The organism is Mycobacterium sp. E3298, from assembly GCF_001666895.1.
GTDB lineage: Bacteria > Actinomycetota > Actinomycetes > Mycobacteriales > Mycobacteriaceae > Mycobacterium.
Genome location: NZ_LZJB01000604.1, coordinates 1 through 12,188, shown reverse-complemented (window position 1 = coordinate 12,188; position 12,188 = coordinate 1). Strand labels below are relative to the sequence as shown.

The window sequence follows — 12,188 nt, the reverse complement described above, 5'->3', positions numbered from 1 at the left end:
CCTCCGCGACGCAGGACAGGATTGCGGCCGGGTTGCCGAACGCCGCAGCGCAACCGGCTTAGCGACGCCGCGGTTAACCGGATCGACGCGTTGCCCACAGCGCATCCTTAGGTTAATGCCGTAAGAACAAAGGGTGATTCGTTGAGCGCGCCGCAGCGTGTGCGACGTCATACAGTTGTTGCTGAACTGATCGCAAATATTGCGTGTATTTGCCCGAGCCCCAGGGAAAGCTGGTCGGGGCAATCGTGAGATGAGGGGTCACTCATGTCGAAGGTTGACGTCGCGGCGTTGATTGCGTTGTGCGCGGCGCTGGCATCCGCGGTCGGCGACGTGATCCGTCAGCGCTCTGCGCAGGAGATCACGGACAAGCAGGTCGGCCACCTGGAGCTGTTCCGCATGTCGCTGAAGGACACCCGGTGGTGGCTGGGAGGCCTCGCGGCGATCATCAACTACAGCCTGCAGGCCGGGGCCCTGGCCTGGGGCTCTGTGGTGTTGGTGACCGCGCTGCAGGTGACGGCTTTGCTGTTCGCGTTGCCGATCTACGCGCGGCTGACGAAGCGCCGGGTCACCCGCTGGGAGTGGGTGTGGGCGGTGGTGCTCGCCGGGGCCCTGGCGGTGGTCATCATCGTCGGTGACCCGGCCTCCGGACATCAGCGCGCGTCGGTCGAGACGTGGGCCATCGTCGCCGCGGTGATGGTGCCGTTGCTGGTGGCGTGCGTGGTGGCCGCGCGGATCTGGTCGGGCAGCCCGTTCGCGGCCGCCCTGCTCGCGGTGGTCGCGGGTTCGGCGCTGGCGTTGTTCGCGGTGCTCACCAAAGGGATCGTCGAGGTCGGCGAGGACGGCCCGCTGGCCGTGCTGACCGCGCCCGAGTTCGTCCCGTGGCTGCTGTTGGCGCTGACCGGGATGATCTTCCAGCAGTCGGCGTTCCGCGCCGGTGCGCTGACGGCCTCCATGCCGACGATGACGGTGGCGAAGCCCGTGGTGGCCGGCCTGCTCGGCATCTTCGTGCTGGGCGAAACGCTGAACGCGGACGGGCCCAAGGCCTTCGTGCTGGTAGCGGCGATCGCCGTGGTGATCGTGGCGACCGTCGCCCTGGCCCGCGGGGAGGCGGCCACCATGGTCGCCGAGGTCGGCCGGGACGACGGGAGCATCACGCCGGACGCGTGGTCGTCCTCGGACGGCGAGGCCGACCCTCTTAACACCGGCCCCGTGGTCGTGGCCGCCGAGGCCTGAGCGCGCGCGTCGGCGAACCATTAGTTTGGTGGCGTGCTCAGCGGGATTGCCATCGTTCCCTCGGCGCCGCTGCTCGTGCCCGAGCTGGCCGGCGGGGCCGCCGCGGAGGTGACCGATCTGGTGGCCGCTGTGCTGGCGGCGGCAGCCCTTCTCCCCGCCCGCTGGATCGTCATCGGCACCGGGGCACGCGACGAAGCGTGGGGGCGGGATGCGGCCGGCACGTTCGCGGGTTTCGGTGTGGACGTCCGGGTCGGGCTTTCCCCGCGCGCCGACACCGCGGCGCCCGCCGACCTGCCGGTGTCCGCGCTGCTGGCCGGCTGGGTGCGCGGCCAGGCCCGCCCCGACGCGACCGCCGAGGCCCGCATCTACCGCACCGACCACGACGCTGAGGCCGCCCTGGCCGAGGGCCGGGCGTTGCGCGCCGAGGTCGACCGGTCAGCCGAGCCGATCGGCGTGCTGGTCGTGGCCGATGGCGCGAACACGTTGACCCCGAGCGCGCCCGGGGGATACGACCCGGCCAACGCCGACGCGCAGCTGGCCCTCGACGACGCGCTGGCGACCGGCGACGTCGCCGCCCTGGCGCGGCTGCCCCGGCAGATCCTCGGCCGCGTCGCCTTCCAGGTGCTGGCCGGGCTGGCCGAGCCGGGACCGCGGTCGGCCAAGGAGCTATACCGGGGGGCGCCCTACGGCGTGGGCTACTTCGCCGGCGCCTGGCAGGTCTGAAGTGACCGCCCGACCGCTGGCGATCATCGGCCCCACCGGAACCGGCAAGTCGCAGCTGGCACTCGATCTCGCCGAACGGCTCGACGCCGCCGAGATCGTGAACGCCGACGCGATGCAGCTCTATCGCGGCATGGACATTGGCACGGCCAAGCTGCCCGTCGGGCAACGCCGCGGCATCCCGCATCACCAGCTCGACGTGCTGGACGTCAAAGTGACCGCGACGGTCGCCCGCTATCAGCGCGCCGCCGCGGCGGACGTCGAGGCGATCGCGGCCCGCGGCGCCGTTCCGATCATCGTGGGCGGCTCCATGCTTTACATCCAATCGCTGCTCGACGACTGGTCGTTCCCCGCGACCGATCCCGCGGTGCGGGCTCGCTGGGAGCAGCGGCTGGCCGAGGTCGGCGTCGGCGGGCTGCACACCGAGCTGGCCCGCCGCGACCCCGCCGCCGCGGCGGCCATCCTGCCGACCGACGCCAGGCGCATCGTGCGGGCGCTCGAAGTCGTCGAGCTGACCGGTCGGCCCTTCGCCGCGTCCGCGCCACGCATCGGCACCCCGAGGTGGAACACCGCGATCATCGGATTGGATTGCGAGACAACGACGTTGGACGAGCGGCTGGCCCGCCGCACCGACGCCATGTTCCACCAGGGCCTCGTTGAGGAGGTCAGCGCGCTGCTCGGTGAGGGCCTGCGCGACGGGGTCACCGCGTCGCGCGCCCTGGGCTACGCGCAGGTGATCGAGGCGCTCGACGCCGGAGGCGGCACCGAGCGGCTGCGGGACGCACGCGAACAGACCTACGTGGGCACTCGACGCTATGTCCGCCGGCAACGCTCCTGGTTCCGCCGCGACCACCGGGTTCACTGGCTGGACTCTGAAAAAGCGGGGGCGGACGGCGCCCGGCTCGTCGACGAAGCGCTGCAAGCGTGGGGCCACGTATCCTGAGCAGGTGATTCGCGCCGACGACGATGCTGCCGGCGCAGCCGGAGGTGAGGAGTGGCGCGCATGATGTTCGCGAAGGGCCACGGCACCGAGAACGATTTCGTGGTGCTCCCGGACGCGGAGGCCGCGCTCGACCTCGCCCCCGCCCGGGTGGCCGCCCTGTGCGACCGGCGTCGGGGACTGGGCGCCGACGGGGTGCTGCGAGTCACCACCGCCGCGGCGGCTCTGGCGGCCGGCGTGCTGGACCGCCTGCCCGACGGCGTGGCGTCGGCCGACTGGTACATGGACTACCGCAACGCCGACGGTTCCATCGCCCAGATGTGCGGCAACGGCATCCGGGTGTTCGCGCATTACCTGCGGGCCAGCGGCATGGAGTCCCGCGACGAATTCGTGATCGGGTCGCCGGCCGGCCCCCGGCCGATCACCGTGCACCACGCCGGCGCGACGCACGCCGACATCAGCGTCGACATGGGCAAGGCCAACACCCTCGGCCCGGGCAGCGCCCTCGTCGGTGGCCGACGGTTTTCCGGCCTGGCGGTCGACGTCGGCAATCCCCACCTGGCATGCGTGGATCCCGATCTGACCGCCGAGGAACTCGCCGGGCTGGACGTGGCGGCGCCGGTGAGCTTCGACCACGCCCAGTTCCCGGAGGGCGTGAACATCGAACTGGTCACGGCGCCGGCCGACGGCGCGGTCCGGATGCGGGTGCACGAGCGAGGCGTCGGCGAGACCCGCTCCTGCGGCACCGGCACGGTCGCGGCCACGGTGGCCGCGCTGGCCGCCGCCGGTGCGGACACCGGCACACTGAAGGTGCGGGTGCCCGGCGGCGACGTCGTCGTCACCATCACCGACGCCACCAGCTACCTGAGGGGACCGTCGGTTCTCGTGGCACAGGGGGAGATCAGCGGGGAATGGTGGGACGCGCAGCGACGTTAATTCAGGTGCACGACGCCGATCCGCCGTGCATCATTCTGTATTGCCTATGACACATCCTGAATTCTCCAAACCCGCTGTGCCGGAGCCAAGCACCGGCGAACTCGCCCTGGAAGAACGGTCGGCGCTGCGCCGCGTCGCCGGGCTGTCGACCGAACTCGCCGACGTATCCGAAGTCGAGTACCGCCAGCTCCGCCTGGAGCGCGTCGTGCTCGTCGGCGTGTGGACCGACGGCACCGCCGCCGACAGCGACGCCAGCATGGCCGAGCTGGCCGCCCTGGCCGAGACCGCCGGTTCCCAGGTGCTCGAGGGGCTCATCCAGCGCCGCGACAAGCCCGACCCGTCCACCTACATCGGCTCTGGCAAGGCCCAGGAGCTGCGCGAGGTGGTGCTGGCGACCGGCGCTGACACCGTGATCTGCGACGGTGAGCTGTCCCCTGCGCAGCTCACCGCGCTGGAAAAGGCGGTCAAGGTGAAGGTCATCGACCGCACCGCGCTGATCCTGGACATCTTCGCCCAGCACGCCACCAGCCGGGAGGGCAAGGCGCAGGTGTCGCTGGCCCAGATGGAGTACATGCTGCCGCGGCTGCGCGGCTGGGGTGAATCGATGTCCCGGCAGGCCGGTGGCCGCGCCGGCGGCAGCGGGGGAGGCGTGGGCCTGCGCGGTCCCGGTGAGACCAAGATCGAGACCGACCGCCGGCGCATCCGTGAACGCATGGCGAAGCTGCGCCGCGAGATCAAGGACATGAAGCAGGTCCGCGACACCCAGCGCAGCCGCCGCCGGCAGAGCGAGGTCCCGTCGGTCGCGATCGTCGGCTACACCAACGCCGGCAAGTCGAGCCTGCTCAACGCGCTGACCGGGGCCGGGGTGCTGGTGCAGGACGCGTTGTTCGCCACGCTGGAGCCCACCACCCGCCGTGCCGAGTTCACCGACGGTCGCCCGCTGGTGCTCACCGACACCGTCGGGTTCGTCCGGCACCTGCCCACCCAACTCGTCGAGGCGTTCCGCTCCACGCTGGAGGAGGTCGTCGACGCCGACCTGCTCGTGCACGTGGTCGACGGCTCCGACGCCAACCCGCTGGCCCAGATCAACGCGGTGCGCGAGGTGATCTCCGACGTCATCGCCGACCATCACGGCGACCCGCCGCCCGAGCTGCTGGTGGTGAACAAGGTCGACGCCGCGAGCGGCCTGACGCTGGCCGGGCTCCGTCACGCCCTGCCCGGCGCCGTGTTCGTCTCGGCCAGGACCGGGGAAGGCATCGAGGCCCTGCGGTGCCGGATGGGCGAGCTGGCCGTCCCCGCCGACACGGCCGTGGATGTGGTGATTCCGTACCACCGCGGCGACCTGGTGGCCCGGCTGCACGCCGACGGGCGCGTGCAGCAGGAGGAGCACAGCCCCGACGGCACCCGGATCAAGGCCCGAGTCCCGGTGGCGTTGGCCGGACGCCTGCAGGAGTTCTCGGCGGGCTGATCCGCCGGCGCGCCGTGGCCACCCCGCCGGCTGCCGACCAACCGTCTGGTTGGTATATGTTGGGCGACAGAGTTTCGAGTCGCCGGAGGTCATCCACATGGGCAGTGCCGTCAAATACCAGCGCACGCTTTTCGAGCCGGAGCACGACCTGTTCCGCGAGTCCTACCGCGCCTTCCTCGATCGCCACGTCGCGCCGCACCACGACGAATGGGAGAAGGCGAAGATCGTCGACCGCGGCGTGTGGCTCGAGGCCGGCAAGCAGGGCTTCCTCGGTATGGCCGTCCCCGAGGAATACGGCGGCGGGGGCAACCCCGACTTCCGGTACAACACGATCATCACCGAGGAGACCACCTTCGGTCGCTACAGCGGCATCGGCTTCGGGCTGCACAACGACATCGTGGCGCCCTACCTGCTGGCCTTGGCCACCGAGGAGCAGAAGCAGCGCTGGCTGCCGAAGTTCTGCACCGGGGAGCTCATCACCGCCATCGCGATGACCGAGCCGGGAACCGGCAGCGACCTGCAGGGCATCAAGACCCGCGCGGTCGCCCACGGTGACCACTACGTGCTCAACGGCGCAAAGACGTTCATCACCAACGGAATCAACTCCGACTTGGTGATCGTGGTCGCGCAGACCGATCCGGACAAAGGCGCGCAAGGCTTTTCGTTGCTCGTTGTCGAACGCGGCATGGAGGGCTTCGAGCGCGGCCGGCACCTGGACAAGATCGGGCTGGCCGCCCAGGACACCGCCGAGCTGTCCTTCACCGATGTCAAGGTTCCCGCCGAAAACCTGCTGGGGCAGGAGGGCATGGGGTTCATCTACCTGATGCAGAACCTGCCGCAGGAGCGGATCTCGATCGCCATCATGGCGGCCGCCGCGATGGAGCAGGTGCTCGAAGACACGCTGCAATACACCAAGGAGCGCAAGGCGTTTGGCAAGCCGATCGGCAGCTTCCAGAACAGCCGCTTCGTGCTCGCCGAGCTGGCGACCGAGGCCACCGTGGTGCGCATGATGGTCGACGAGTTCATCCGCCTGCACCTGGACAAGAAGCTGACGGCCGAACAGGCGGCCATGGCCAAGTGGTACTCCACCGAGAAGCAGGTGCACCTGATCGACCGTTGTCTGCAACTGCACGGCGGGTACGGCTACATGCGCGAATACCCCGTCGCCCGTGCCTATCTGGACGCGCGGGTGCAGACCATCTACGGCGGCACGACCGAGATCATGAAGGAGATCATCGGCCGCAGCCTCGGCGTCTAGACCCGACAACGGCGATCGCCAAAGGAACGGTCAATTCGCCCGCGGTCGGCAAACGCGGTCAATGCCCGCCTGGCCGCCGTTTTTTCGGGTAGATCGCCGGCGAGTTAATGGCTTCACGTACCGTCGGCGCATGTGTTTCGGGGACGCCCGCGCAATGGTGCGCCGCGAAAAGCGCGGCAGGGGCGACGAGCCGGGCCGGCGCGCGCAGGCCCGCGCCCTATTGCGCAGGTGTGCGACCGGTTCGGGAGTCGGCACGATAAGCCCGACGTCACGCGGGCGATGGTGCGGTTCGTCGCGATTCGAGCGTGGCTCGGCATCATTTCGACATCGGCGTGGTATCCGTTTTTGTAATATGCGTGATTTGACTTCGTATTTCTCCTTGGCAGGAGCAAAGTTATGCGAGCCCGGCGATAATGCGGATCGGTGCGGGGCTGTTTCCGCGCGGTCGGAGTGCGGCCCCCTCGCCGGCTGTGCAGCCACGGGCATAGCCGCTGATAGGGCCGTAGCCGTCGGCTGGGAGGCTTGGTGAACGGGCAGAGAGGTCACATGCGCAGGCTGGTCGGGAGTGCGCTGGTCACCTTGACGGCCTTCGCGACCGCCGCCGCCTTGTTGGCGCCTTCCGCGGCGGCGTCTCCCATCGGCGACGCCGAGGCGGCCATGATGGCCGCCTGGGAAAAGGCCGGCGGCGACGGTTCACCGCTGGGCCCGCGGAAGGGCGACGTGTATCCCGCCGGAGACGGTTTCGAGCTGGACTTCGACGGCGGCAAGATGTTCTTCACGCCGGCGACCGGCGCCAAGTTCGTCTACGGGCCGATCCTGGACAAATACGAAATGCTGGGCGGCCCCGCCGGCAGCGATCTGGGCTTCCCCGCGATCAATGAGGTGCCCGGCCTCGCCGGTCCGGACAGCCGGGTGGCCACCTTCTCGGCCAGCGACAAGCCGGTGATCTTCTGGACGCCGGACCACGGCGCGTTCGTGGTGCGCGGCGCGATCAACGCCGCGTGGGACAAGCTGGGTAGCTCGGGTGGCGTGCTCGGCGTCCCGGTCGGCGACGAAACCTACAACGGCGAGGTGTCCGCCCAGAAATTCAGCGGCGGCCAGGTCTCGTGGAACAGGCAGACCAAGCAGTTCACCACCGAGCCAGCGGGTTTGGCCGACCAGTTGAAGGGTTTACAGGTGGCGATCGACCCCACCGCGGCCATCAACATGGCATGGCGCGCCGCCGGTGGTCCGAACGGGCCGCTGGGGGTCAAGAAGGGCGCGCAGTATCCGATCGGTGGCGACGGGATCGTCCAGGACTTCGCCAACGGCAAGGTGTATTTCAGCCCCGCGACCGGCGCGAACGCCGTCGAGACCAACATCCTGTCCAAGTACGAATCGCTGGGCGGCCCGGCCGGTAGCGATCTCGGTTTCCCCACCGCCAACGAAGCCGACGGCGGGATCCCGTCCAGCCGCGTCGTCACCTTCTCCGGCGCCGACAAACCGGTGATCTTCTGGAGTTCGGAGCACGGCGCGTTCGTGGTGCGCGGCGCCATGAAGGCGGCGTGGGACAAGCTCCGGGGGCCGACGGGCAAGCTGGGTGCGCCCGTCGGCGACCAGTCGGTGGACGGCGACGTGGTCTCCCAGCAGTTCGTCGGCGGCAAGATCTCGTGGAACCGGGCGAAGAACACGTTCAGCACCGACCCGGCCAATCTCGCGCCGTTGCTGTCGGGCCTGCAGGTGTCGGGCCAGAATCAGCCGAGCAGCTCGGCGACGCCCGCGCACCCCAAGAAGTTCGCGTTGCAGTGGTGGTGGCTGCTGGCCGGCATCCCGGTGCTGGTGCTGATCGTCTTGGCCGGGCTGTTGGCCCTCGGTTGGCGCCGGCGGCGCGCCGCGCGTGCCGGTGCCGGCTACGAGCCGCACCGCGACCTCGACCTTGGTTACGAGCCGGTGGGCGACCAGCACTGGGGGCCCGACGACGTCGGCGCCGAACACTTCGACGGGCAGTCCGAGACGCCCGAAGCCGAGGCCGCCGGGCGGGTCAGCTGGCGGCGGCGCGGTGCGGACGAGGGTGGCTACGGGGACGAGGAGCAGGACCCCGACGCGGTGGACACCGACTCCTTCGCCGCGGTCTCACCGACGGCCCTGTCGGAGGCGGGCTATCCCGAAACGGAATCCGGCTATGCCCAACCCGAATACGCCGAATCCGAATACGGCGAAGCGGATTACGCCGAATCCGGTTATCCCGAAGCGGATTACGCCGAGGCCGAGTACGTCGAAGCCGAGTACGCCGAAGCCGAGTACACCGACGACGCGCACGAGTCCGCCCACCCGGAGGCCGCTCGCGGGGACGAGGGGTACGTGGATGCCGAGTACCTCGACGTCGCGGTGCCGCACACGCCGCCGGACGTCGAATACGAGGACGCCGCCCCCGAAGCCGCGGCTCCCGAGCCCGAGTATCCGGATGTGGCCGTGCCGCATGTTCCGGCGGATGTCGCCGAGGCCACTGGTGCCGACGCCGCCGCTGCGGACGACACCCCGCCGGAAGCTACCCCGCCGGAAACCGCCGCGCCGGAGGCCGCCGCCGCGGCCGTCGTCGCATCCGGGCAGCGGGGCGGACGGCACGCGGCCGCCGACGACGAGGACAGCGGCGCGGGGGCAGGCACGCCCGGGCGCCCGACCATCCACCTACCGTTGGACGACCCCTACCAGGTGCCCGACGGATACCCGATCAAGGCAAGCGCCCGCTTCGGGCTGTACTACACACCGGGCAGCGAGCTCTACCACGACACCCTCGCCGAAATCTGGCTGGCCAGCGAAGAAGTCGCGCAGGCCAACGGCTTCGTCAAGGCGGACTGACCCCGCCGGGCTAGACCTTGCGGATCACCGTGACGACCTTGCCCAGCACGGTCGCCTCGTTGCCGGGAATCGGGTCGAATGCCGGGTTGTGCGGCATCAGCCATACCTGACCGCCCGCGCGCTTGAACGTCTTCACGGTGGCTTCCCCGTCGAGCATGGCCGCGACGATGTCGCCGTTGTCGGCGACGTTCTGCTGGCGCACCACCACCCAGTCGCCGTCGCAGATCGCCGCCTCGACCATGGAATCGCCGACGACCTTGAGCAGGAACAGCGTGCCCTCGCCGACCAGCTCGCGCGGCAGCGGGAACACGTCCTCGACCGCCTCCTCGGCGAGGATCGGTCCACCGGCGGCGATGCGCCCGAGGACCGGCACGAAGGTCGGTTCCGGCAGGGCGTCGGAGCCGGCGACGTCGGTTGCCGGCGCCGCCACGTCGTCGTCGGCGCCGCGGACGTCGACCGCCCGCGGACGGTTCGGGTCCCGACGCAGGTAACCCTTGCGCTCCAGGGTGCGCAGCTGATGGGCCACGGATGACGTCGACGTCAGGCCGACGGCGTCGCCGATCTCCCGGATGCTCGGCGGGTAGCCGCGGCTGGTGACCGACGCGCGAATGACGTTCAAGATGGTGCGCTGACGTTCGGTCAGCGATGAATCCACGGCGTGCAACCGGCCGCCCGTGCCGGCCGATGAGGTGTCGCTGCTGTCGCTCATGGCACTGAATGTAACCCCACCGCGCCCAAGAATCAAACATGTGTTCGAGTAGCGTGTCGCCCATCCGCCCGTCGGCGAAAAGCCGCGCCGAAGTCGTGAATCACAAAGGTGTAACTCTTCGGCGGATCGGGTATTTCGATCGCATGTCAGCTCTAGCGGCCACGCACTTGTCGGTGGCGTGGTCTAGCGTTCGACTCGTGCGACACGCTTCGCTCACATGTTCGGATTTCGAACACACGAGCGATACAGTCGAACAGCTGAGCGAATCAAGTTGACCGGAGGAACGCAGATGACAACCATGCACACGCTGGCGCCGCGTACCAGCAGCCCTCGGCGTCCGGTCAACGGACCCGTCCCGGGGCTTCGTTACGGCCGCGACGGGCTGGCCCGGTCCCGCCGCCCCGGCCCCTCGAGGCCGGCGGGCGCGCCCACGCGCTACTACGGCACCGGCCTCGCGGTGTCCGCCGCGCCGCACCGCAAGCGCCCCGTCACGGTGACGACCACGATCTGGCTGGCCCTGGCCGCCGGCGCGATCACGCTGTGGCTGGGCTTGGTCGGCAACGTCGGTCAGGTGCTCAACGGTGACTCCGGCAGCTCGGCCGCGCACGTCCCGGACCGCCTGGCCGTCGTGCGCGTGGAGGCGGGGGAGTCGCTGCAAGACGTGGCTCGCCGGGTGGCGCCGGACGCGCCCGCCCGCCAGGTCGCCGACCGCATCCGCGAACTCAACGACATGAACTCGCCGAACCTGGTCGCGGGCCAGACCTTGATCGCCCCGGTCGGCTGACGACCGCCCCGCTAACTGGCGAGCGGCGCCCACCAACCTTCGCTGAGCCATTACCCGCGCAGGTGAGCGCGCGGGTACGCTCGAAGTGCTGCGGTATCAGGTTGACGGCACGGCGAAGGAGCGGTCATGCATTGCCCGTTCTGCCGTCATCCCGATTCCCGGGTGATCGACTCGAGGGAAACCGATGAGGGGCAGGCCATTCGGCGCCGCCGATCATGCCCCGAATGCGGGCGCCGTTTCACCACGGTGGAGACCGCGGTGCTGGCCGTGGTCAAACGCAGCGGAGTCACCGAGCCCTTCAGCAGGGAGAAGGTCATCAGCGGTGTCCGCCGGGCCTGCCAGGGCCGCCAGGTGGACGACGACGCGCTGAACCTGCTGGCCCAGCAGGTCGAGGACACGGTGCGGGCCGCGGGCTCGCCGGAGGTGGCCAGCCATGAGGTCGGCCTGGCCATCCTCGGGCCGCTGCGCGACCTCGACGAGGTGGCGTACCTGCGGTTCGCGTCGGTGTATCGGTCCTTCGAATCCGCAGACGATTTCGAACGCGAGATCCAGGCCCTGCGCGAACACCGCCAGGTCACGACACCGAGCTGACGGCCTTCGTCGCCGGGCTAGTCTCGATTTCATGCCCCCCGACTTGCATCCCGATCTCGCGGCCCTCGCACCGCTGCTGGGCACCTGGGCCGGCCAGGGCGCGGGCGAGTACCCGACCATCGAGCCCTTCGACTATCTCGAAGAGGTCGTGTTCTCCCACGTCGGCAAGCCGTTTCTGGCGTACGCGCAAAAGACGAAGGCGTCGGCCGACGGCAAGCCGTTGCACGCCGAGACCGGCTACCTGCGCGTGCCGCGGCCCGGTCACGTCGAACTGGTGCTGGCCCACCCGAGCGGCATCACCGAGATCGAGGTGGGCACGTACGCGGTTTCCGGCGACGTGATCGAGATCGAGCTGTCCACCACCGACGTCGGACGTACCCCGACCGCCAAAGAGGTGACCGCCCTTGGCCGTTCCTTCCGCATCGACGGCGACGAACTGTCGTATTCGGTGCGGATGGGAGCGGTCGGGCAGCCCTTGCAGCACCACCTCGCCGCGGTGCTGCGCCGGCAGCGCTGAGCGCGTGCTCGGCCGTCAGTCGATGTGCCGCACACCGTCATTGACGACGCGCCCGGCCACTCCCACCCAGCCCTCGGCGTTCCACGTCGTCTCGACGATCGATCCCCGGCCCTGGGTGATGTGCAGGTCGCGGCTGAGGTAGTCGGTGATCCGCATCGCCGCCGAGCCGGTCGCCTCGTCCTCCGGCACGCCGA

11 protein-coding genes and 1 pseudogene are annotated in these 12,188 nt (G+C 69.8%); 10 read left to right on the top strand and 2 right to left on the bottom strand.

All coding sequences use genetic code 11. The annotated features are described in order from the left end of the window. Positions 1-264 precede the first annotated feature (264 nt). From A9X05_RS27645 to A9X05_RS27615, 7 genes are all read left to right on the top strand, one after another. Positions 265-1,233, top strand: coding sequence for a DMT family transporter (locus A9X05_RS27645; RefSeq protein ID WP_067785425.1), 969 nt, complete (start codon positions 265-267; stop codon positions 1,231-1,233). Positions 1,234-1,266: 33 nt separating this feature from the next. After that, the gene (locus A9X05_RS27640) at positions 1,267-1,956 is read left to right on the top strand and encodes a hypothetical protein (protein WP_067785422.1); all 690 of its coding nucleotides are present in this window, start codon (positions 1,267-1,269) and stop codon (positions 1,954-1,956) included. Between the two features lies 1 nt (position 1,957). Continuing rightward, positions 1,958-2,896, top strand: coding sequence for a tRNA (adenosine(37)-N6)-dimethylallyltransferase MiaA (gene miaA / locus A9X05_RS27635; protein ID WP_067785419.1), 939 nt, complete (start codon positions 1,958-1,960; stop codon positions 2,894-2,896). Between the two features lie 60 nt (positions 2,897-2,956). Beyond that, positions 2,957-3,829 (top strand): diaminopimelate epimerase, encoded by an 873-nt coding sequence (dapF, locus tag A9X05_RS27630; protein ID WP_067747392.1) that lies wholly within the window; start codon positions 2,957-2,959, stop codon positions 3,827-3,829. 46 nt (positions 3,830-3,875) lie between these two features. After that, positions 3,876-5,297 carry a GTPase HflX gene (hflX, locus tag A9X05_RS27625; RefSeq protein WP_067785416.1) on the top strand — a complete coding sequence of 474 codons (1,422 nt, stop codon included), beginning with the start codon at positions 3,876-3,878 and terminating at the stop codon, positions 5,295-5,297. A 97-nt stretch (positions 5,298-5,394) separates the two neighbouring features. Beyond that, positions 5,395-6,555 (top strand): acyl-CoA dehydrogenase family protein, encoded by a 1,161-nt coding sequence (locus A9X05_RS27620; RefSeq protein WP_067747341.1) that lies wholly within the window; start codon positions 5,395-5,397, stop codon positions 6,553-6,555. A 546-nt stretch (positions 6,556-7,101) separates the two neighbouring features. Then, positions 7,102-9,393, top strand: a complete 2,292-nt coding sequence (locus A9X05_RS27615) for an LGFP repeat-containing protein (protein WP_067747343.1) — start codon at positions 7,102-7,104, stop codon at positions 9,391-9,393. Between the two features lie 10 nt (positions 9,394-9,403). Here A9X05_RS27615 and lexA read toward each other — a convergent pair whose 3' ends face one another. Next, positions 9,404-10,102: a transcriptional repressor LexA gene (gene lexA / locus A9X05_RS27610; RefSeq protein WP_067785413.1), complete on the bottom strand. Its 699-nt coding sequence runs from the start codon at positions 10,100-10,102 to the stop codon at positions 9,404-9,406. A 289-nt stretch (positions 10,103-10,391) separates the two neighbouring features. Here lexA and A9X05_RS27605 point away from each other — a divergent pair, with 289 nt between their 5' ends. The 3 genes from A9X05_RS27605 to A9X05_RS27595 all read left to right on the top strand — a co-directional run bounded on the left by A9X05_RS27605 (position 10,392) and on the right by A9X05_RS27595 (position 11,994). Further along, on the top strand, positions 10,392-10,886 hold the full coding sequence (locus A9X05_RS27605; protein ID WP_067785410.1) for a LysM peptidoglycan-binding domain-containing protein: 495 nt from the start codon (positions 10,392-10,394) through the stop codon (positions 10,884-10,886). A 126-nt stretch (positions 10,887-11,012) separates the two neighbouring features. Beyond that, complete coding sequence (nrdR, locus tag A9X05_RS27600; protein ID WP_046184812.1) at positions 11,013-11,477, top strand: transcriptional regulator NrdR; 465 nt, start codon at positions 11,013-11,015, stop codon at positions 11,475-11,477. A gap of 31 nt (positions 11,478-11,508) precedes the next feature. Continuing rightward, complete coding sequence (locus A9X05_RS27595) at positions 11,509-11,994, top strand: peroxynitrite isomerase (protein WP_067747350.1); 486 nt, start codon at positions 11,509-11,511, stop codon at positions 11,992-11,994. A 15-nt stretch (positions 11,995-12,009) separates the two neighbouring features. On the opposite strand, the pseudogene A9X05_RS31440 reads toward A9X05_RS27595, so the two are convergent. Then, positions 12,010-12,188: pseudogene (locus A9X05_RS31440) on the bottom strand (PhzF family phenazine biosynthesis protein); the annotation flags it as partial.

Excerpts from the sequence above, each read along its gene's own strand:
- A9X05_RS27645 (WP_067785425.1), top strand. The coding sequence starts at position 265 with ATGTCGAAGGTTGACGTCGCGGCGTTGATTGCGTTGTGCGCGGCGCTG.
- dapF (WP_067747392.1), top strand. The coding sequence starts at position 2,957 with ATGATGTTCGCGAAGGGCCACGGCACCGAGAACGATTTCGTGGTGCTC.
- hflX (WP_067785416.1), top strand. The coding sequence starts at position 3,876 with ATGACACATCCTGAATTCTCCAAACCCGCTGTGCCGGAGCCAAGCACC.
- A9X05_RS27620 (WP_067747341.1), top strand. The coding sequence starts at position 5,395 with ATGGGCAGTGCCGTCAAATACCAGCGCACGCTTTTCGAGCCGGAGCAC.
- A9X05_RS27615 (WP_067747343.1), top strand. The coding sequence starts at position 7,102 with ATGCGCAGGCTGGTCGGGAGTGCGCTGGTCACCTTGACGGCCTTCGCG.
- lexA (WP_067785413.1), bottom strand. The coding sequence starts at position 10,102 with ATGAGCGACAGCAGCGACACCTCATCGGCCGGCACGGGCGGCCGGTTG.
- A9X05_RS27605 (WP_067785410.1), top strand. The coding sequence starts at position 10,392 with ATGACAACCATGCACACGCTGGCGCCGCGTACCAGCAGCCCTCGGCGT.
- nrdR (WP_046184812.1), top strand. The coding sequence starts at position 11,013 with ATGCATTGCCCGTTCTGCCGTCATCCCGATTCCCGGGTGATCGACTCG.
- A9X05_RS27595 (WP_067747350.1), top strand. The coding sequence starts at position 11,509 with ATGCCCCCCGACTTGCATCCCGATCTCGCGGCCCTCGCACCGCTGCTG.